Here is a 20,103-nt window from a genome sequence, read left to right as displayed (position 1 = left end):
GAACCGGCGAGCGTTGACCGGGAAACGACATACAAACGTTTATTCACCGGCTGTCCGGACCGCACGACATGGCCGCGCTCGACGTACCGACAATCGATTACACCGAGTACACCGACCGCCAGCTCGCGATGGTGCCGGTGGCGGTGCTCGTCCTCGCGCTCTTCGTTCTCGCCGGCTGGTATCTCATGACCGGCGCACCGGTGACGCCCGGCATCGCATTCACCGGCGGCACCGAACTCCAGATCACGGCACAGGTCCCGCAGGCACAGGTCGGGAACGCCTTTGCGGTGCAGCCGGAATCGGTCACGCCGACCAGCAGGACGAACACCTACATCGTCACCTTCCAGTCGACGAACACCGACGCGCTCACCGCCGACGCGCGAGCGGCGGGCTATACCGTCCAGTCCGTCCAGGAGACCTCCGCGAGCTTCGGGGCCGAGACCCAGCGGCTCGGCCTGCTGGGCCTGCTCGCTGCGTTCATCGGGATGGCGCTGCTCGTGTTCGTCCTGTTTCGGAGCTTCGTCCCCTCGATTGCGGTCATCCTGTCGGCGTTTTCAGATATCGTGGTGCCGCTCGCGCTGATGAACCTCTTCGGCATCGAACTCTCCTTGGGTACTGTGGCCGCCCTCCTGATGCTCATCGGCTACAGCGTCGACTCGGACATCCTGCTCAACAACCACGTCCTCAAGCGCCGCGGCGATTTCTACGAGAGTGCCTACCGCGCGCGGCGCACGGGGGTGACGATGACGCTGACCTCGATGTCGGCGATGGCGGTGATGGCGGTCGTCGCCTCGAAGTACGTCTTCAACATTCCGCTGCTCTCTGAGGTCGGCATCGTGCTCGTGATGGGACTTGCAGTCGATTTGATGAACACCTACCTGCTGAACGTGAGTCTACTCCGCTGGTACAAGTTCGAGGGGGTCGCGCGATGATACGGGACAACTGGCGCATCGTCCTGTTGGTGGTCTTCGTCCTCGCGGCCGCCGTTGCGCTGTTCGCGCCCGGACTCGGTGGCGGGGCTGCGGCGAACGCCACGAACGCGAACGTCACGAGCGGGCCGACGAACCTCCAGTATGGACTGGACCTCTCGGGTGGGACACGGATTCGCGCACCGCTGTCGGGTCTCACCGCCGAGAACGTCGACGTCGGTCCCCGGGCGGAGGGGAATCTCACCTCACAGGTCGCAAGCGAACTGAACCTCTCGGTGACCGACGTGCAGGTACGCACCGGCAACGGCAGCGCCACCGTCGAGGTGTACTCGAAGAACGTCTCCCAGCGTGAATTTGCCAGCGCGCTCCAGTCGGCCGGCTATAGCGTCCAGCAAGACGATATCCGCAACGGGCTGACCGAACAGACCTACGAGACGGCCGTCGAGGTGCTGAGCAACAAGATCAGCGAATCCGGGCTGTCCGGTGGCACCGTTCAAACTGTGGCCACCGGCGGTCAGCGCTACATCCAGATAGCGGTCCCCAATCAAAACCGCTCGGAGGTCCGTGAGTTGGTGGCAGACCAAGGACAGGTGCAGATCGTCGCGTACTTCCCAGTCGAGGGGAATCGGACGCCGAGCTACTGCGAGGGACCCATCGGGGCGAACGCCAGCGGGAACGCGAGCGGTGGAACCGGCCCGAACACCTGCAACGTGACCGTGCTGCCGAGTCAGCAGGCCTTCCAGTCGGTCGGGACCGTCCAGCAGGACCAACAGACCGGCGAGCCAGTCGTCCCGGTGACGCTGACCGACCAAGCAGCCGGTCCGTTCACGCAGGCGATGCAGCGGTTCGGGTTCGCCAACCCCGCGAATGCAGGGACCTGTCAGTTCGAGCGAGGCGGGGGTGGCTACTGCCTCTTGACCGTCCGTGACGGCGAAGTGGTGTATGCGGCCGGCATCGCGCCGGGCACCCCGCAGAATCCCGGTCTCGCCCGGCAGTTCGCCAGCGGCGAGTTCGTGAATCGCCCCCAGTATCAAACCTCTGCGCAGAACGTCTCGGAAGCCCAGAGCTTGCAGGTCGATCTGCAGGCAGGAGCGCTGCCCGCACCGCTCAACCTCGAAGCGGGCACGAGCCAGTACATCCTGCCGAGCGTCGCCCAGCGGTTCAAGTTCCTCTCGCTCGTCACGGGGCTTATCGCCGTACTCGCCGTCAGCGTGGCGATCTTCGTCAGGTATCGCGAGCCGCGGGTGGCGGTGCCGATGTTGCTGACCGGGATTGCGGAGGTGTTCATCCTACTCGGGTTTGCCGCCACCGTCGGGTTAGCGCTCGACCTCTCGCACATCGCGGGCTTCATCGCCGTCATCGGTACCGGGGTGGACGATTTGGTGATAATCGCCGACGAAATCCTCCAGAGCGACGTCAACACTGGAAGGGTGTTCCAGAGTCGCTTCCGGAAGGCCTTCTGGGTCATCGGCGCGGCCGCCGCGACGACCATCGTTGCCATGAGTCCGCTCGCAGTGCTCTCGCTGGGTGACCTCCGCGGGTTCGCCATCATCACCATCGTCGGCGTGCTCATCGGCGTGCTCATCACGCGCCCGGCCTACGGCAACGTGCTCCGCCGGCTACTCACCGACACCTGAATCGGCAGGAAAATCGAGCAGTCTGGCGCGCGGGAGCGTCGAATGGCGCGACCCGTGCGAGGGATGAGTGAGCGATGTGAGCGAAGCGAACGGGGCGAGCGAATCGGTTGGGGAGGTATGTGGGCGGTGCGGTAGCGGGAGTGCAGTTATCGAACCGCGAACGAGCGAAGCGAGTGAGCGGCTCTTTTTCCTCCACGGGAAGAGCTTCGCTCTTCCAAGCTCTGTGGTTCGAAAATCGAAGATTGTCGTCATCACGAAACGGTTTCTTGGCGCGGCGGAGCCGCGCCAACGGTTCGAGGCGGCTCCGCCGCCTCGCTATCGCCGTTTCGAACGACCTCACTTCGTTCGGCAGAACAGGTTTTTGCGACCAGCGAGGGACCGGAGGTCCCTCGTGCCGTGCGAACGGGCGTTCACGAGAGCTTCGCTCTCGTGCAGCCCATCAGAAGCCGAAGGCTTCTGAGGACGCTCCGCGCCCGTGAGCAGAGAGTGATCGGCTCACTTCGTTCGCCGACCCGAGGTGGTTCGAAAGGCGCTTTGCGCCTTTCGTCACTGAGCGGGACCGAAGGTCCCGCGAGGTCGTCGGCGCGTCGCGCCGACTGCAAGCGATTCCTTCGGAATCGCCCCGTCCAAAAGAGCCGTCGGCTCTTTTGAGGATGCCGAGACGGCTTCGCCGTCTCGTAGCACAGAAAAAAGTGGGTTCTAGAACTCGGCCAGTTCGGACTGGGCGGCCGCGTCGAGGACATCGCGGCTGGTCTGCCACGACGCGCGCGCAAACGGCGGGAGGTCGCCGTGCTCGCGGACGTACTCCCGAAGGAATCTTCGAGTGTTCGGGTCGCCCGGATAGCCGCTGCCCAGCGCGCCGTGCTTGGCAGCGAGGTCGGCGATGTGTGCGTCACGGGCGACCTTGGCGACGATGCTCGCCGCACCGACGTGGTCGTGAGACTCGTCGGCTCCGTGTTCGGCCGTGATGTCCACCTCGGCAGTGGTTTCCGATATGACCCGCTGGCCGAACCGCGCCGCGTCGGTGTCGCAGGCATCGACCACGCCCGAGCGACCATCGAGTACCACGGAATCGATGGCGTCGGCCATCGCCGCGACCGTGAGTTCGTTCAGGCCCCCGTCGTCGATTTCGGCGGGCGTAACGTCGACAACGCCGACCGAAACCCGCTCGTCGGCGCGCAATTCGGCGGCCAGCGTCTCGCGGCGGGCGGGCGCGAGTCGTTTCGAGTCGTCGATACCCTCGTGCAGCGCGTCGGCGTCGGCGCTGACGCACGCGACGAACAGCGACCCCAATACGGGGCCGCGCCCCGCCTCATCGACGCCGAACATACCGGTGGCTCGCGCGGCGGATACAAAGCGGTTCGCAAAAACGGGTGGTTCAGTCGGCTGCGCCGGGCGCGAACGGCTCCGGTTCCTCGTCGGTATCGGCGTCTTCCTCTTCGAGCGCCCACTCCGGGAGGTTCTCGTGCTCGCTGTCCTCGTACAGCCGCGTGTCCTCGGTTCTGCGGTGGTGGCACATCGGTCGATACCTCCATGCCACCATACAGCATGGAGTCACTTAATCGCTCGGCTCGATGAGGTACTCGGGGTCGGCGAAGTCCTCGTCTTCGCCCGCCACCGCGAGCACGTCGAGGGCCGTCACCTCGCAGTCGATACCCAATAGGCCCGCGAGGCTCGGTTCCGTCCGCCCTTCGTCGCCACTCATCAGCTCCTTGACGTAGAGACCGCCGGCTCCGCGAAGTTCGACGGTTGCGTGGCGTTCATCGTCGATTTCCCCCTCGATTTCGTAGACATCGCGCTCGCGGGTTCGACTCGCCCGCCGGTGGTCGACCCGGTTTGGCGTGTGCTGTTCGATTCGCGCGCCATCGAGTGCAGCGAGCGCGTCGGCGAACGCCACCCCCTCCACCGGTTCGGCGAATTCCACAGCCATGGAATAGGTCTTGTGCGCGTCGAGTTCCTTCACGCGCTCGACCATCCCGTGGGTCGCGCGCTCCAGCCCCTCGACCTCGACTGTGCCGTCGGCGAACTCGTCGATGTCGGCTTCGAGTGCGTCGGTATCGACCGCACGCCGCTGTGGGTGTTTGACCTCGATGACGAACGGTCGGCCGGTACCCATCATTCTGGCATCGACGTCTTCGCGCCCTGCGCCGTGAAAGACGGCCTCGGAGCCGTCCATCGCCTCCCTCACTACGGGCGCGGTGAGTTCCTCGACGCTCTCGTCGTAGAGGTAGCCGCTGCCGCCGCAGTGCTCACAGGGTTTCTCGCCGCCGTCGGCGGCCAGTTGCGTGCCGCCACCGCCACACTCCCGACAGGGCCACTCGGTCTGTGGAATCCCACGTTCGAGCTTCCGGTAGCGACCATAGACGAACGCCGGATTCACCTGGATATCGACGTCACCACGTTCGAGGTTGAGAAGCGCGAGCACGTCCGGCCGCTCGAAATCCACTTCCGTCCCCGTGCGCTCGCCGACGCGCTTGCCGACCTCGCGGTTCAGCGCGGATTTGAACGACTCGCCGGCATCGATGGGCAGGTCGCTCTCTTCGCGCAGCAGGCGGTCGTTCTCCTCGATGAGCGGCGGGACGCGCGTGCCGACTTGATAGGTGGCGAACTCGATGCCGGCAAGCGATTCGACCGCTCGCTCGGCCCATGCGTCGAAGCGGTCGCATGCGCCCTCACAGACCCAGCACGACTCGGATTGTTTGAACGGTTCGTCCGCATCGAGCGCGCTCGTGACTCGGAGGGCGCGGCCGCGTTCGTCGTTCGTGAGACCGAAACTCCGGTCGGCGAAGACGCGCCCGAGACAGGAATCACAGACGGGACCGTTGTCGAGGACGGCCCGCGCGTCGTCGAGGGTGGACATGGGAGCGAAACGCGCGCGGGACACTCACGTGTTGTGATTCACGGGTCCGTAAACCACCCTGTATAGCCGCGGGAATGGCTATACAGGACCACGCTCTCCGTGAACGCAGCATGCAGGGAGAACACACCGGCCGCGTGAGCGAGGACATCGTCGAAAAGCATCGCAGTACGGCCGACGACGCCATCACCGAGGACGAATACGGCCACCTCATCGACGGCAAGTGGGTCGGGTCCGAAAGCGGCGAAACGATGACCGCAATCGACGCCACCACGGGCGAAGAGCTGGCACGCTTCCAGCGCGGGACGCCCGAGGACGTCGACCGGGCGGTGGCGAGCGCGCGCGAGACCTTCGAGGGAAGTTGGAGCCAGAAATCCCCCCGACAACGCTCTGACCTCCTGTTGGAGGTGGCCGACGAACTCGAAGACGAGAAGCTCCGTATCGCCCGCATCGACAGTTTGGAGATGGGCAAGGCCAACCAGCACTCGGCGTTCGTCGATGCGACCATCATGGTCGAGCAGTTCCGATTCTTTGCGAGTCTGGCCCGCACCGAATCGGAGGGGCGACTCCCGCCGATGGGGTCGGAAAAGCTCACCTACACCAAAGCCGAGCCACACGGCGTCGTGGGGCAGATCAGCGCGTGGAACTTCCCCGCGATGTTCGTCGGCTGGAAGATGGCCCCCGCACTCGCCGCCGGCAACACAGTCGTCTTCAAACCCTCCTCGCGCGCGGCGCTCTCGACGCTCGAAATCGCCAACGTGGTGGATTCGGTGCTCCCCTCGGGTGCCGTGAACGTCGTCACCGGTTCCGGGAGCGAGGTCGGCGACGCCATCACGTCCCACCACAATATCGACAAGCTCTCACTCACCGGCTCGACGCGGGCCGGCGAGCACGTCATGAAAAACGCCGCCGAGACCATCACCCCCGTGTCGCTCGAACTCGGTGGCAAGAGTCCCAACATCATCTATCCCGACGCCGATTTGGAGAAGGCCGTCGAGGGCGCGGTCATCAGCATCTGGTTCAATCAGGGCGAGCAGTGCACCGCCGGCTCACGGATGTTCCTCCACGAGGACGTCTACGAGGAGTTCATGGAGCTGTTCGAGGAGCGCACTGCGGGCCTCACCGTCGGCGACCCGCTCGAAGGTCGGACTGACATGGGACCGCTCGTGGACGGCGACCACCGTGAGGAAGTCCTTTCGTACGTCGAGACCGCGAAAGCCGAGGGCGCGACGGTCAGGTATGGCGGCAGTGCGCCCGACGACCCCGACCTCGACGGGGCACCCTTCGTCGAACCGACCATCATCGAGGACGTCGAAAACGACAATACTGTGGCCTGCGAGGAGGTCTTCGGGCCGGTGCTGTCGGTACTCGAATGGAGCGACGAAGAGGAGATGCTCGCACAGGCCAACGACACCCAGTACGGGCTGGCATCGGCCGTCTGGACCGAGGACCTCGAAACCGCCCACAGCGTGGCCGACGAACTCGAAGCCGGAACAGTATGGATAAACACCTACAACGACCTCTTTGAACCCGTGCCCCACGGCGGCTACAAGCAGTCGGGACTGGGTCGCGAACTCGCAGAAGAGACCTACGAGGAGTACACTCGGACGAAATCGGTGATGATGAACTTCGGCGGATTGCCGCGGATGGGGTGACTACGAGACGACGGTGCGGGCCAGCCGCCAGCAGAGCGCCACGCTGTCGTAGCCCGAGAGCCGTTCGAGTGCGAGCACCAGCGCAGTATAGGCGGCGACGCCGACGGCCACGAGGAGAACGAACTCGACGACGCCCGTGGCGATACCCGCACGATGGACGGCGACCACGGCCAGCCCCATGAGAGCGCTGGCGAGGGCGGGGTAGGCGATGAGACGGAGCAGGCGCGCATAGGAGCCATCGACCGCCCGCGTCGCCAGATACGTCGCGACCGGCTCGGAGAACAGCAGCGAGTTGCCGACGATGACCAGTCCCGTGCCGACCGCGCCGTAGCGCGCCGTGGCGGGGTAGATGAGCGCCGCGATGATCACCAACTTGCCGAACTGAATCTTCGTCGGGATATCGGGCTTGCCGATGGCCTGAAAGAGCGGGCCGGTGGTCGCTCCCAGCGAGCGCAGCAGTCCCCACGCCGCGAGCAACTGAATCAGCGGGACCATCCCGGCCCACTGCTCGGTGAGGAAGGTCTCGACGAAGGTGGGAGCGACGGCGGCGATGCCGACCGCGACCGGAAAGGAGACGAAGGTGGTGAGCTGCACAGTTTTAAAGAAGCCGTCCCTGAGTTGGCGGTCGTCGCTCTGCATCTTCGCATACGTGGGAAAGACGACGCTCGAAATCGTCTGGGTGACCTCGGTCGCGGGCGCGTTCGAGACGCGGTAGGCCAGTTGGTAGAAGGCGAGCACGGCTCCCCCCAGATACCACCCGACGAAGGCGTCATCGCCCTGCATGATGAGAAAAAGGACGACGCCGGAGGCGAAAATCCACCTTCCATAGCCGAACAACTCCCGAGCAAGAGCAGGGTCGAAACGCGGCCACGGCCGATAGTTGTCGACGAGGTACGAGGCCACGAGCCGGACGAAATCGCTGGCCACGAGCCCGAAGACGAGCGCCCAGACCGAACGGGTAGCCAGCGCGTAGCTCACCGCGACGATGACGTAAAAAACCGTGCCGCTCAGGGTGTAAACGAACTGCTTGTCGAACCGGAGGTCTTTCTTGAGATACATCAGTCCCGGATTCTGGAGCCCCGAGAGCAGCGGCGAGAGTGCAAGGACTCGGAGGACGGGCGTGAGTTGCGGTTCGTCGAAAAATCCTGCGGCCAGCGGCGCGCTCACGAACAAAACGACGGCGACGAGCATGCCGCGCGTGTTCTGCATGACCCACGCCGTATCGAGGTAGGCATCGACATCGTCGTCCTCGCGCTGGATGAGTGCGGCGTCGATGCCGAGTCGAGAGAGTTGCGTTAGCGCGCTCATGACCACGAGCGCGAACGCCATCACGCCATAGGAGTCGGGACCGATGAGCCGCGCGACGAACAGGACCATCGCGAGTTGGAGGGCGCGGTCGAGGACGTTCGTGAGCGCGACCCAGACGCCGCTGGTGACCGCGCGCTCGGTGAGGTCCTCGCCCGGTGCGAGCGCGCGCCGGACGAGGGTGACGACGCCCCTGATGGACACGCGAGCGATTCCGGGCCGGCGTTCAAAGCATCGTCGGAGTCAGTTCCCCGATGCCAGCCAGAACGTTGAAATCGTCTCCCCGTAGATGGAACCCAATGAGCGTTCGCACCGCCGTCGTCCTCGCGGCCGGGGAGGGAAATCGCCTCCGCCCGCTGACGCACAACCGCCCGAAACCGATGCTGCCCGCGGCGAACCGGCCGATCCTCGGCTACGTCTTCGACGCGCTCATCGACGCCGGCATCGAGCACATTACCGTGGTCATCGGCTACAAGCGCGACCGCGTCCAGGAGCACTTCGGCCCGACCTACCGCGACACACCGCTTGAGTACGTGGTTCAGGACAAACAGCTCGGCAGCGGTCACGCCCTCCTGCAGGCCCGCTCGGCCGTCGACGAGCCGTTCTTGCTCGTCAACGGCGATAGGGTACTCGACTCCGGGCTAGTCACCGACGTCGTCGCCGAGTTCGAGGGTCATCCCGACGCCGCCGCCACGCTCGGCGTGCTCGAACACCGCGACGTGCGCCGCTACGGCGCGGTCGCCCTCCACGAGGGCCGCATCGACGAGATCGTCGAAAAACCCGATTCGGACGACTACCGTCTCATCAACGCCGGCGTCTATGCCTTTCACACCGAAATTTTCGACGCCATCGAGGCGACCGCGCGCCGCGACGGCGAACTCCAATTGCCCGATACGCTCGGTCGCCTCATCGACGAGGGCGAGGACGTCCGTGGGGTGCGCGTCGAGGGGCTCTCGCCACACGCAACCTATCCGTGGGACCTCTTGACTGTGACCCGGGAGATTCTCGCGCGCGGTCGCGTCGACGAACCCGCTCGAAAACAGGGTGTCTGGGTCGATGACACGTCGCTCGTCCACGAGGCCGCGACGCTACAAGCGCCCGTGGTGGTCGGTCCGGACTGTGAGGTCGGTCCCGGTGCAGTGGTGGGTCCGGACGTCGCGCTCGGGCGCAATGTGACTGTGGAAGCGAACGCGACCGTCGAGCGCACAGTTTTGGATGGCGACACGCGCGTCGGGCCGGGGAGCACGATTCTGGACTGTGTTGCCGGCCAGGACGTGACGCTCGGGGCGGGCACCCTCGTGCCCGGCGGCCAGACCGACGTCCGCATCGGCACGCACGTTCACGAGGACCGCTCGCTCGGGGCAGTCGTCGCCGACCGAGTCGATACGGGTGGCGGGGTCACACTCGAACCCGGCACGCTGGTCGGGCCGGGTGCACGCCTGTATGCGGGGGTACGGGCGCGCGGCGAGATACCCGCCGACGCGGAGGTGTTGGGCTGATGTGTGGCATCGTCGGCTGCGTCGGCCGGTCCAACGAGACCCTCGACGTGTTGATGCACGGTCTCTCGAAGCTCGAATACCGCGGCTACGACTCGGCGGGCGTCGCGCTCGCCAATGGCACAGTAGAAATCGAAAAGCGCGAGGGCGAACTCAGTAATCTGGAGAACGCACTCGACGGGACGACGCTTTCCGGTCCCGTCGGCATCGGTCACACCCGCTGGAGTACGCATGGCCCGCCGAGCGACCGCAACTCCCACCCTCACGCCGACTGCGAGGGGCAAGTGGCGGTCATTCACAACGGCATCATCGAGAACTTCCAGGAGGTGAAGGACGAACTCACGGCGGCGGGCCACGAGTTCCTGAGCGACACCGACACCGAAGTGGTCCCCCACCTCATCGAATCGGCGCTCGCCGACGGCGCGAGTCCCGAGGCAGCCTTCCGCGCGGCGATGGAACGTATCGAAGGGAGCTACGCCATCGCCGCCGTCTTCGCCGGCAGCGACGCGGTGTTCTGTACGCGACAGGACTCGCCGTTGGTTCTCGGCATCGACGACGATGCGACCTACCTCGCGAGCGACGTGCCCGCCTTCCGGGAGTTCACCGACCGCGTGGTCTATCTGGCCGACGGCGAACTCGCACGCATCGACGCCGACGGCTGGACGGTCTCGACGGTCGAGGGCGAACCGGTCGAAAAGACCATCAACACCGTCGAGTGGGACGCCGAGGAGACGGGGAAAAGTGGGTACGACCACTTCATGCTGAAGGAGATTCACGAACAGCCCCGGGCACTCCGGCAGTGTCTGCGCGGGCGCGTCGACGAACTCGGCGGACAGGTCGAACTGGAGGAACTCGCCGGCGTCAGTCCCGCAAGCGTGCAGTTCGTCGCCTGTGGTACCTCCTATCACGCGGCGCTGTACGGCGCGGAGCTGTTCCGCGAGGCGGGCATCCCCGCGCAGGCGTTTCTGGCCAGCGAGTACGTCACCTCGCCACCGCCGATAGGTGATTCGCTCGTCGTCGGCGTCACCCAGAGCGGCGAGACCGCCGACACGCTGAGCGCGCTCCGGGAGGCCAGACGGCGGGGTGCGCACACGCTCGCACTCACGAACGTCGTGGGGTCGACCGTCTCCCGCGAGTGCGACCACACCCTCTACATCCGCGCGGGGCCGGAGATCGGCGTCGCGGCCTCGAAGACCTTCGCCTCCCAACTGGCGGCGCTCAACCTCTTCGCGCTCGCGGCCACCGACGACCACGACCGGGAGACCCTCGGCGCGCTGCGTGACCTTCCGAGCACAGTCCAAGAGGTCATCGACGACTCGACCGCCGAGGCGGTCGCGGAGGCGTATCTCGATGCGAGTGCATACTTCTTCATCGGTCGCGGGATGAACTATCCCGTGGCGCTCGAAGGCGCGCTCAAACTCAAGGAGATCACCTACCGCCACGCCGAGGGCTTCGCGGCGGGCGAGCTCAAACACGGCCCGCTCGCGCTGGTGACCGAAAACACCCCCGTCATCGCCATCGCCACCGGCGACGGCGAACTCGCGAACAAGACCGTCGGCAACGTCAAGGAGGTCGAGGCGCGCAACGCGCCCGTCATCGCCGTCACGGATGGCCAGTCGGACGTCGAGCGGTATGCCGACCACGTACTCGAAATCCCCGAAACGCATCCCCGGACCGCCGCGGTCCTCGCCAACGTCCAGCTTCAACTGCTGGCCTACCACACCGCGGACAAGCTCGGCCGCTCCATCGACAAACCCCGCAATCTCGCCAAAAGCGTCACCGTCGAGTAAGCGCCCACACCGAGCAGCCGTTTTCGTTGCCGTCAGTCCACTCGTGACGGCCGTTGTGTCCACCGGCAAGTCAGGCGACCGTGCGTCGCTGGCCGACGGGAGGGTGAGGGTACAAAGATTTTTATCCAGCCACCAAGTTACTCGGATAGCGAGTAACTCATGTCCATCATCGTCACCGGGGCCGACGGCTACGTCGGTTGGCCGACCGCGCTCAGAATCGCCGACCGAACCGATGAGCGGGTGCTCTGTGTCGACAACTTCGCCCGCCGCGAGTGGGTCGCCTCGGTCGGGGCAAAAAGTGCCACAGCGGTCGCCTCGATGGACGACCGAATGGCGGCCGCCGAGGAGCAGGGTTACGCGAACCTCTCGTTCGTTGAGGGCGACCTCAAAGACCGTGATTTCGTCGACCGACTGCTCGCGGTCCACGAGCCGCGTGCAATCGTCCACACCGCCGCCCAACCCTCCGCGCCCTATTCCCAGATAAACGGCGAGCGGGCCAACGAGACCCAGCACAACAACATGCAGGCGACGCGAAACCTCGTCTGGGGTCTCCACGAGGCCGGACTCGTCGACACCCACTTCATCGAGACCACCACCACGGGTGTCTACGGCGCACCCGAGTTCCCGATTCCGGAGGGAGGCGCGACGATGGAACATCAGGGAGGGCGCGACGCCGTGCCCTTCCCGGCGATGGCCGGCAGCTGGTATCACCTCACCAAGAGCCACGACGCGGCGAACCTGCGACTGGCTCATGACCAGTTCGACATCCCCGTGAGCGACGTGCGAACGGCCATCGTCTATGGCTCCGGGACCGACGAGACGCGCGCGGACGAACGCCTCGCGACGCGCCTTGACTTCGATTACTACTTCGGCGTCGTCGCCCACCGGTTTGCGGCCCAAGCGGTCGCGGGCTATCCCCTGACAGTCTACGGCAGGGGCGAGCAGCGAAAGCCGTTCGTCAGTCTGGAGGACGCCGTCGAGGGACTCGCGCGGCTCGCACTCACAGACCCCGACGACCGACCCGACGCCCACACCGTCTACAACCAGACCACACGCGCCATCAGCATCGTCGAAATCGCCGAGACCATCGCGGCGGTCGGCGACGAGCACGGTCTCGATGTCGATGTCGAGCACGTCGAAAACCCGCGCGACGAGGACGAGACACACGAGATGGAGATCGCCCACGAACGATACGACCACCTCATCGACGGGGGGTCGGTCGACTTCGAGGCGGGAATGGACGAAGTGGTTGGCACGATGAACAGTCGGAAGGCGGTCATCGAAGCCCACGAAGACCGCTTCCTGCCGGACGTGCTCGAATCGTGACCGACCTGCTCGTCACCGGCGGCTGTGGCTACATCGGCAGCGCGCTCGTCCCGCTGTTGGCCGACGACGACCGCGTGGGCCGGGTGGTCGTGTTCGATGACCTCTCGTCGGGGTCGCCACGGCATCTGATGGGCTGTGTCGAGGACATCGAATTTCGGCAGGGCGACGTCCGCGAGTACGGCGACGTCGAGAGCGCGGCTCGTGGGGTGGATGCTGTGGTTCATCTCGCGGCCATCACCGGCGCGGACAGCACCCACGACCGCCGCAAGGAGACCTACGCGACCAATCTGGAGGGCACGCGCAACGTGCTCACCGCCGCCGGGAAGGTGGGCGTCGGGCGCGTCGTGCTCGCTTCCTCGTGCAATATCTACGGCCGCGCGACGAGCACCGACATCGACGAGGGGACCGAGCCGGACCCGATAAACCCGTATGCGGAGACCAAACACGAATCCGAGAGCCTCCTCGCCGAGTACGCCGACGAACATGGATTGAGCGGGACGGCGCTGCGGCTGAGCACCGTCTACGGCGACGCACCGGGTATCCGCTTCAACCTCGTCGTCAACCAGTTCGTCTTCCGCGCGCTCACCGGCCGCCCCCTGACGGTCTACGGCGATGGCTCGAACTGGCGGCCGTTCATCCACGTGCGGGACGCCGCACGCGCCTACCGCGCGGCGGCGCTCGAACCGGAAGACTGGTCGAAACCCGTCTACAACGTCGGTGCGAACGCGGAGAACTACCGAATCAGCGGCGTCGCCACACTCATTAGCGAGGCAATCGATGCGGTTGACGTGACATACCTCGAAGACGAACATCCCGGTCCCTCCTATCACGTGAACTTCGACCGCGTGGCCGAGACGGGCTTCGAACTCGACTACTCGCTCGACGAGGGCGTCCGCGACCTCGCCCGGAGGTTCCGCGGATGAGTGCGGGCGATGCACCCGCTATCGCCGTAACGGGTGCAGCGGGCTACATCGGGAGCTGTGTGGTCAAACACCTCCGCAACGACCACCCCGACTGGACCGTGACGGCGCTCGACAACTTCTATCTGGGCGATGTTCGAGAGGTCGGCGACGTGACGGTCGAACACGTCGACGTCCGTGACCGCGGACGGCTGGAGCGCGCACTCGACGGTGCGGACATCGTAATGCATCTCGCGGCACTCTCGGGCGTGCCCGACTGCGAGGACAATCAGGACCTCGCCTACGAGGTCAACGTGCAGGGCACCGAGAACGTGGCGTGGTACTGCCGGAAGACGGGGACGGGACTGGTCTTCCCGTTCAGCATGGCGACGGTCGGCGACCCCGAGGAGTTCCCCATCACCGTCGACCATCCACGGGACCCGCTCAACTGGTACGGCCGAACGAAACTCCTGAACGAACGCGCCATCGAGGGGCTCGCCGAGGGTGCGTTTCCGGCCCATCTCTTCTTGAAGTCCAATCTCTACGGCGACCACGAGATAGGCGGTGAGCGCGTCTCGAAGGGCACGGTCACGAATTTCTTCCTCGACCGGGCGCTCGCCGGCGAGACGCTCACCGTCTACGAGCCGGGCAGCCAGTCGCGCAACTACATCCACGTGGAGGACGTCGCTCGCGCGTACGTCAGAAGCGCCGAGCGGATGGTCGATCAGCTCGCCGCCGACAAGACGGGCGTCGAGAAATACGAACTTGCCAGCGATGAAGACCCGAGCGTGATGGACATCGCCGAACTCGTCGCCCGCGTCGCGAGCGAAGAACGGGACATCGACGTCGACGTCGAACTGGTCGAAAATCCCCGGACGGGCGAGACGCTGGTCGACCGATTCCCGGTCGATGCGACGCGAACGCACGAGACGCTCGGCTGGCGCGTCGAACACTCGCTCGAAGACACGGTGCGAGAGCGGCTGCGGCCGTAGTTACTCCTCGGTATCGACGGTTTCGGTGCTCGCCTCGCCCTCGGTCCCGGCATCCGCTTCGAGGTCGTCGCGTGCGGCCCGAAGTCGGCGCTCAGCCTCGTCCCTGTCCTCGGGATAGCCGACATCGATTCGCCAGCCGTCCATCCGCACGGCGTCGATGGTCCGCCCCGAGCGCAGCAGCAGGTCGACGGCCTCGGAGAGTTCGTACTCGCCGCGGGCGGAGGGCTGGACGAGATGGCAGGCGTGGAAGATGGCGGGCGTGAAGGTGTAGAATCCCGTGAGCACGAGATTTGTGGGCGGGTCGTCGGGTTTCTCGATGACGTCGGTGACCTCGCCGTAGTCGTTCGTGTCACAGACGCCGTACCTGTTCGCCTCCTCCATCGGGACTTCCTCGACGAGGAAGGCCGCGTCGGCGCGGTCCTCGCGCTGGCGGTCGACGACGTCCGTGAGGTTCGCATTGAAGACGTTGTCGCCGAGGATGAGCATGAAGTCCTCATCGATGTGCTCTTCGACGGTGAGGAGGGCGTGGGCCAGTCCGGCCTGTTCGCGCTGGTGGGTGTAGGTGATGGGGACACCCTCGAACTCGTCGCCGTAGTGTTCGATGATGGCTTCCTTCCGATAGCCCACGACGACGAGCAGCTCGCTCGCGCCCAGTTCGACCAGTTGCTCGAAACAGTGTGTGAGGATGGGTTCGTCATCGACCTCGACCATCCCCTTGGGTTTGTCCTCGGTCAGCGGCCTGAGGCGGGTTCCCTCGCCGGCGGCCAGCACGACGGCTTTCATGGGCCTATAACGCGGTGGCCGTCGCAAATATCTGTCGTCACTCGCATGATAAACCAGTAATGGTGATAGCAACCACTGCTGGCCAGAGATCAAGCGTTTGGATTTCTACAAACCACCTGTTTGCTTATGATTCGGAGTGGTACCGGATTCGATTGACTGTCGGGGTACTCGTTCAGGACTCCCGAAAAGGCGTCGAGCGGGTAATCGATAGGTTGTGCTCGAAGAGATGTACACGCTGTTGCTCGATCTCGACGAGGGGAGGGGAGGAAATCGAGCTCGGCGCGCTCGGGTCGGCGGGTTCGAGGGGACTAATCTACGTGGTCACGGCTCAGCCCCCTGTGCCCGCTGCGTTAGGCGTTGGCCAGGTACTGATCGAAGAATTCGGTCAGCTTGTCCACGGCCGGGGTGACGTACTTGTCCCTATCGTAGAGGTCGACGTGCGTCGCGCCCTCGATCGTGAAGATCTCGGCGTTCTCTCCGGCCTGTTCAATCGCATCTTCACTGTGGGGCAGCGTGGATGCCTCAGTACCGGCGATCATCACCAGCGGTCGCGGAGCGATCTTGTCGACGTCGGCGTACGGGTCGAACTGATCGAGCAGGTCGGCGCTGCGGGCCACCCACATATTGGTCGCACGGGGGTGACGGCCACGGGAGGTCTTGTAGTAGTCGACGAGTTCGCGGATAGTTGCAGGAGTTGAGTCGTCGACCTCGTCGGGCCCCGGCAGTGTACTGACCAGTTCGGCTGGGAAACCGACGGCCTCCTGGGTGCGCAACGCCCCCGCTTGCTCGACCATCTGCTGGTATCCCTTGGGTCGGGATCCCGGAAGAAGCTCGGGACATCCGCTGCGCTGACGGTTGCCATGGCCTTCATCCGGTGGTCGGTCTGTGCAGCGTACGGGGCGTAGCCGCCCGAGCCGCAGATGCCGAGCACACCGATCCGCTCGGGGTCGACATCGTCTCGGGTCGTCAGGTACGATACGGTGCTGCGGAAGTCCTCGGCGCGCTGGAACGGGTCTTCCAAGCCGTGGGGCTCGCCCTCGCTCTCGCCCTGATAGGCCGCGTCGAAGGTGAACATGATACCCCTCCTCGACCAGCCGCTGGGCATATATGGCCGGCGACTGCTCCTTCACTGCGGTTGTCTGGTTCCCGACCACGATGGCCGGAAGCGGTGTCGAAGACGGATTCTCCGGGGCATAGAGTTGCCCCGCAAGCGTCATACTCTTACTTGGGAAGCGCACGTTCTCAACCCCTCCCTCCGGTTCAGTCCGTTATCAACAGACATCATCAGAAACGAGGGGAGAGAGTGGCATAGGTTCAACCCTATCTGGGAAAGAGTGTTTAAGTACCCTTGCGAGCCACGGGTAGACGAAAGGAGTTGACCCCCCCCCCCCCTCCCTCGGCTTGGCAGAGAAGTCCGTCCAGAGAGGGTTGCGAAACGGCCATCTCTGCAGCGATTTTCTCAGTCGATGGCTGACGCAGACGTTTGTTGTACCCACGAGCCGGGTCGGGATCTAGTGTATCCGAACACATGGTCTGAGGCGTCCGGATTTTTAACCGTCCGCGGAGCCATGCGCAATGAACATCACGACTGAATTCGTTCTCCGTTCGCCCTCACTCCCCCTCGTTAGCATCGCGGAGACACTGCAACCCGATGAAGTAGAATGCGTTCACGCGCTCTGTCTTGACACGGATGTGCGGACATTTAGCGTACAATTCGACCTCGACGACGATGTCTCCGAAGCGGAACTCTCGGCGCTCGATGAAGTCACAGAGGCGACTCTCCTCGGAGAGACGAGCGACAGGATGGTTTACCAGCTCACGGTCGAACTCGAGAGTTCTGTCGCCGAGGCGTTCACTACCGAACATATCGACGCCACGCAACTGGAATCAGCAACTATCAGCAAGAGCCAGTGGCACGAAACGAAGCTGTTCAAAGACTACGAGACGTTCAACGAGTTCCGAGCGAGTTGCGAAGACAACGGTATTCTCTGGAGCTTGTATCCAGTACTCCCAATCCGTCACGATCTGATGCCCCGTCACCCGGAATCGCCCAGTCGACAGCGGCGTGATGAGCGTGGCGTCCTCGGGGAGTTCCTCACAGCGCTCGATCAGCGTTCCCCAGGTCGCCCCGAACGGCGCACTCATATCCATCCCTCTCGCCTGCACGCATGAAAACGCTGCCCTGCCAGATACCACGTTTCGAATGAAACGACGCCTGTGGTCGTTCTACTGCTCACGTCCGAAGCCTCAACGATACTCGGAAATATCCCGATATGGAACGTAGTATCCGAAGTCGTCGATCCACGTCGTGAGCCACTCGTTGGTAGCTCGTCGATTCGTCCAGCCTGTCCCGTTTCGACTATTTAAAGCCGGCGTGAGCCCGTCACGTCCGGACTGATGGCAAGCACGGTCGAATCCCAGACGAGGCGGTCACCGAAGCCAACGGTCCCTGACGAGTCTCACCGATCACCGACCACTGCGAGTGAATTCTACTCGCTGCTCGACGCCGTCGAGCAGCGAGTTCATTGTTGAACAGTTCGATATCGGCGTCTACAACGAGAAACACGACTTCGACAACCATCTCAGGATCGGCGCTTTCGAGGGAATCAATCCCTCTGATTCGCTGGCTGAACTCGCCGAAAAAACCGATACTCACGATCAGATGGCGTACATGGCCGCCTCAACCTTCTCGCGGTGGACGAACGACCGCGACTACCGCGCGGTCGTTCGCGTGCTGTTCTCTGACTCGATTAGCAGGTAAAATTCCGAGGTCAAGCTGAGTGGAGCACCTCGTTTCGTCGATCAGTTCGTACGGGCTGATTCACACCGCCTGTTCTTGTCGCCTTCCGCACCTTGCTCGCTCGGTATCCTTATCAGCTCGAACCGGGACAGGTAAGAGTAGACTTCGTGGTTGGCGGGCCGATTGAGAACCTCCGCGGCCGAACGGCACCTACGGGAGCGACCAATTGATTCGGTTCGCGTACGGAAGTAGCGACGAACCAATCACGCGGCGTTCCGAGAGCGAGTTCATCACCGACGAGGATGGCTAATCGGATCAAAAGCCACAACATCACGGTTGCAAACGGCACCACAAGGACAACGTTCAGCGTTGCTGAGGGCGAGTCGCTGACGCTCACTCTTGCGAGCGATGAGAAGGTCGGGCCAGGGAGTCCCCACAACAGAAGCCCACCAGGAGTTCGCCGACAGCGAAACACGAACCTTCGGGGCGGGCACTCACACGCTGTCTATTGGCCTTCCCGATGAAGAGACAAACACGGGCGACTGAGGTCTGATGTCAACGGTCGACTTTGTCAGCAGCCGTGCTGTCATCGTTCCATTTGCTGACAATCCAGTAGAGACCGTAGGCGAACCCTCCGAGGATGGCGAGGCTGATCCCGAACCACACGAACAGGAATACAACCCCGATAAACGCGAGCGTCATAATCGTTCCCTCCGAAGTGCCGTTGCTGCATTGACGATGTTGGCGGCGATGGCACTGACACGATCGACGGCGACATCGATTCCGCCGATCGGTAGCCAATTCTCCCGCTCGGTGCGGGAACTACCTCCTATGGGGCGTCGGTGACGCGCCATGTCTCACCATAGGTGCTGAAGCCCTCTAAACACCCCAAAAATGATACTAACATACTGTATCCCCGAGCACGACACGTTTTAGCTGTCCTCGGCCTGTTGCTACGCTCTCACTATTAAGAGCAACCCGACCAAAATCACCGCAAAGCCACCGATGGTGAGGAGACTCACCCCCTCACCAAGGGCGACCCAACCGACGAGGGCGGCAAAGATAGGGCTCGCGTTCGTAACCAGATTGGCTTGGGCAGAGCCGAACCGGTCGAGTATCTTGAAATAGCAGAGAAATCCGAGACCGCTCGGTACGATGACCAGATAGAACAAGGCCCCTATCGCTTCGCTCGTCCACTGCACTGCTGCTACCGACTCCCCGAGAGTTAGGCTACTGATGTGAATGAGCAGTGCGCCGATACCCATCGCCCACGCTTGGTGTGTTTCAATAGGCAGCGAGGTAGTCACGCGCTGAGTGATGACGCTGCCGAGTGCGAAACAGAAAGCCCCGAGAAAGACCACCGACTCGCCACCCGCCCCGCCGCTGAGTTGGGATAGCGAAGGACGGGCGACGAGAACGATTCCGCCGAACCCGATTCCAAGACCGACCAACTCCCGTCTGGCCAAGTGCTCTATCGGGGGAACGATACGGCGGTGTCTACAACGGGAGTGAAATACTGACCGCTCCTACTCGCTGTTCATGCACGAAACGGAAGAGAAGACATTGAACGGTCTCGTCCCACTCGGTCTGATTCAGGCGTTTCAGAGCTGGTTTCACTGCTGTGTTGAATAGGGGGACGGCGCGGTGATCACAGCTTCTCACAAACTTGTTCGATGTTCGAGATAGCGAACATC

General features: G+C 63.9%; 19 protein-coding genes. 9 read left to right on the top strand and 10 right to left on the bottom strand.

Going from position 1 to position 20,103, the window contains the following annotated elements; translation table 11 throughout:
* Positions 1-68: 68 nt before the first annotated feature.
* A complete protein-coding gene (secF, locus tag ACQUQO_RS01785; protein ID WP_435076229.1) occupies positions 69-932 on the top strand; it encodes a protein translocase subunit SecF in 864 nt (287 codons plus the stop codon).
* Positions 929-2,566 (top strand): preprotein translocase subunit SecD, encoded by a 1,638-nt coding sequence (locus ACQUQO_RS01780; protein WP_435076228.1) that lies wholly within the window; start codon positions 929-931, stop codon positions 2,564-2,566. The genes secF and ACQUQO_RS01780 overlap by 4 nt, the downstream gene beginning before the upstream one ends.
* Positions 2,567-3,265: 699 nt before the next feature.
* Here ACQUQO_RS01780 and rnhB read toward each other — a convergent pair.
* The 3 genes from rnhB to ACQUQO_RS01765 are packed head-to-tail and all read right to left on the bottom strand — an operon-like array spanning position 3,266 to position 5,426.
* Positions 3,266-3,895, bottom strand: a complete 630-nt coding sequence (gene rnhB / locus ACQUQO_RS01775) for a ribonuclease HII (RefSeq protein ID WP_435076227.1) — start codon at positions 3,893-3,895, stop codon at positions 3,266-3,268.
* Between the two features lie 49 nt (positions 3,896-3,944).
* Positions 3,945-4,085: a hypothetical protein gene (locus tag ACQUQO_RS01770; protein WP_435076225.1), complete on the bottom strand. Its 141-nt coding sequence runs from the start codon at positions 4,083-4,085 to the stop codon at positions 3,945-3,947.
* A 39-nt stretch (positions 4,086-4,124) separates the two neighbouring features.
* The gene (locus ACQUQO_RS01765) at positions 4,125-5,426 is read right to left on the bottom strand and encodes a tRNA pseudouridine(54/55) synthase Pus10 (RefSeq protein WP_435076224.1); all 1,302 of its coding nucleotides are present in this window, start codon (positions 5,424-5,426) and stop codon (positions 4,125-4,127) included.
* 110 nt (positions 5,427-5,536) lie between these two features.
* On the opposite strand from ACQUQO_RS01765, the gene ACQUQO_RS01760 reads away from it, so the two are divergent.
* Positions 5,537-7,078: an aldehyde dehydrogenase family protein gene (locus tag ACQUQO_RS01760; RefSeq protein ID WP_435076223.1), complete on the top strand. Its 1,542-nt coding sequence runs from the start codon at positions 5,537-5,539 to the stop codon at positions 7,076-7,078.
* Here ACQUQO_RS01760 and ACQUQO_RS01755 read toward each other — a convergent pair whose 3' ends face one another.
* Entirely contained in the window at positions 7,079-8,587 is a 1,509-nt protein-coding gene (locus ACQUQO_RS01755; protein ID WP_435076222.1) for a lipopolysaccharide biosynthesis protein, read from the bottom strand. It abuts the gene before it with no gap.
* 95 nt (positions 8,588-8,682) lie between these two features.
* On the opposite strand from ACQUQO_RS01755, the gene ACQUQO_RS01750 reads away from it, so the two are divergent.
* From ACQUQO_RS01750 to ACQUQO_RS01730, 5 genes are all read left to right on the top strand, one after another.
* The gene (locus ACQUQO_RS01750) at positions 8,683-9,882 is read left to right on the top strand and encodes a sugar phosphate nucleotidyltransferase (protein WP_435076221.1); all 1,200 of its coding nucleotides are present in this window, start codon (positions 8,683-8,685) and stop codon (positions 9,880-9,882) included.
* Positions 9,882-11,669 carry a glutamine--fructose-6-phosphate transaminase (isomerizing) gene (glmS, locus tag ACQUQO_RS01745; RefSeq protein WP_435076220.1) on the top strand — a complete coding sequence of 596 codons (1,788 nt, stop codon included), beginning with the start codon at positions 9,882-9,884 and terminating at the stop codon, positions 11,667-11,669. The genes ACQUQO_RS01750 and glmS overlap by 1 nt, the downstream gene beginning before the upstream one ends.
* A gap of 159 nt (positions 11,670-11,828) precedes the next feature.
* Positions 11,829-12,995: an NAD-dependent epimerase/dehydratase family protein gene (locus ACQUQO_RS01740; protein ID WP_435076219.1), complete on the top strand. Its 1,167-nt coding sequence runs from the start codon at positions 11,829-11,831 to the stop codon at positions 12,993-12,995.
* Entirely contained in the window at positions 12,992-13,918 is a 927-nt protein-coding gene (locus ACQUQO_RS01735) for an NAD-dependent epimerase/dehydratase family protein (RefSeq protein WP_435076218.1), read from the top strand. The genes ACQUQO_RS01740 and ACQUQO_RS01735 overlap by 4 nt, the downstream gene beginning before the upstream one ends.
* Entirely contained in the window at positions 13,915-14,886 is a 972-nt protein-coding gene (locus ACQUQO_RS01730; protein WP_435076217.1) for an NAD-dependent epimerase/dehydratase family protein, read from the top strand. Before ACQUQO_RS01735 ends, ACQUQO_RS01730 begins: the two co-directional genes overlap by 4 nt.
* On the opposite strand, the gene aglF is transcribed toward ACQUQO_RS01730, so the two are convergent.
* The 4 genes from aglF to ACQUQO_RS01710 all read right to left on the bottom strand — a co-directional run bounded on the left by aglF (position 14,887) and on the right by ACQUQO_RS01710 (position 17,814).
* A complete protein-coding gene (aglF, locus tag ACQUQO_RS01725; protein ID WP_435076216.1) occupies positions 14,887-15,669 on the bottom strand; it encodes a UTP--glucose-1-phosphate uridylyltransferase AglF in 783 nt (260 codons plus the stop codon).
* A 350-nt stretch (positions 15,670-16,019) separates the two neighbouring features.
* Positions 16,020-16,463, bottom strand: a complete 444-nt coding sequence (locus ACQUQO_RS01720; RefSeq protein ID WP_435076215.1) for an alpha/beta hydrolase — start codon at positions 16,461-16,463, stop codon at positions 16,020-16,022.
* A gap of 817 nt (positions 16,464-17,280) precedes the next feature.
* On the bottom strand, positions 17,281-17,535 hold the full coding sequence (locus ACQUQO_RS01715) for a hypothetical protein (protein WP_435076214.1): 255 nt from the start codon (positions 17,533-17,535) through the stop codon (positions 17,281-17,283).
* Between the two features lie 21 nt (positions 17,536-17,556).
* Positions 17,557-17,814: a hypothetical protein gene (locus ACQUQO_RS01710; RefSeq protein ID WP_435076453.1), complete on the bottom strand. Its 258-nt coding sequence runs from the start codon at positions 17,812-17,814 to the stop codon at positions 17,557-17,559.
* 337 nt (positions 17,815-18,151) lie between these two features.
* Between ACQUQO_RS01710 and ACQUQO_RS01705 the strand changes: the two genes are divergently transcribed.
* Entirely contained in the window at positions 18,152-18,430 is a 279-nt protein-coding gene (locus tag ACQUQO_RS01705; protein ID WP_435076213.1) for a hypothetical protein, read from the top strand.
* 534 nt (positions 18,431-18,964) lie between these two features.
* Here ACQUQO_RS01705 and ACQUQO_RS01700 read toward each other — a convergent pair.
* Both ACQUQO_RS01700 and ACQUQO_RS01695 read right to left on the bottom strand, forming a co-directional pair.
* Positions 18,965-19,111, bottom strand: coding sequence for a hypothetical protein (locus ACQUQO_RS01700; protein ID WP_435076212.1), 147 nt, complete (start codon positions 19,109-19,111; stop codon positions 18,965-18,967).
* A 251-nt stretch (positions 19,112-19,362) separates the two neighbouring features.
* Positions 19,363-19,875 carry a DMT family transporter gene (locus tag ACQUQO_RS01695; RefSeq protein WP_435076211.1) on the bottom strand — a complete coding sequence of 171 codons (513 nt, stop codon included), beginning with the start codon at positions 19,873-19,875 and terminating at the stop codon, positions 19,363-19,365.
* Positions 19,876-20,103 lie beyond the last annotated feature (228 nt).

Source organism: Halococcus sp. AFM35 (genome assembly GCF_051195015.1).
Lineage (GTDB): Archaea > Halobacteriota > Halobacteria > Halobacteriales > Halococcaceae > Halococcus.
Note: the sequence above shows the minus strand (reverse complement) of the source record. Positions and strands in the feature narration are given on the sequence as shown.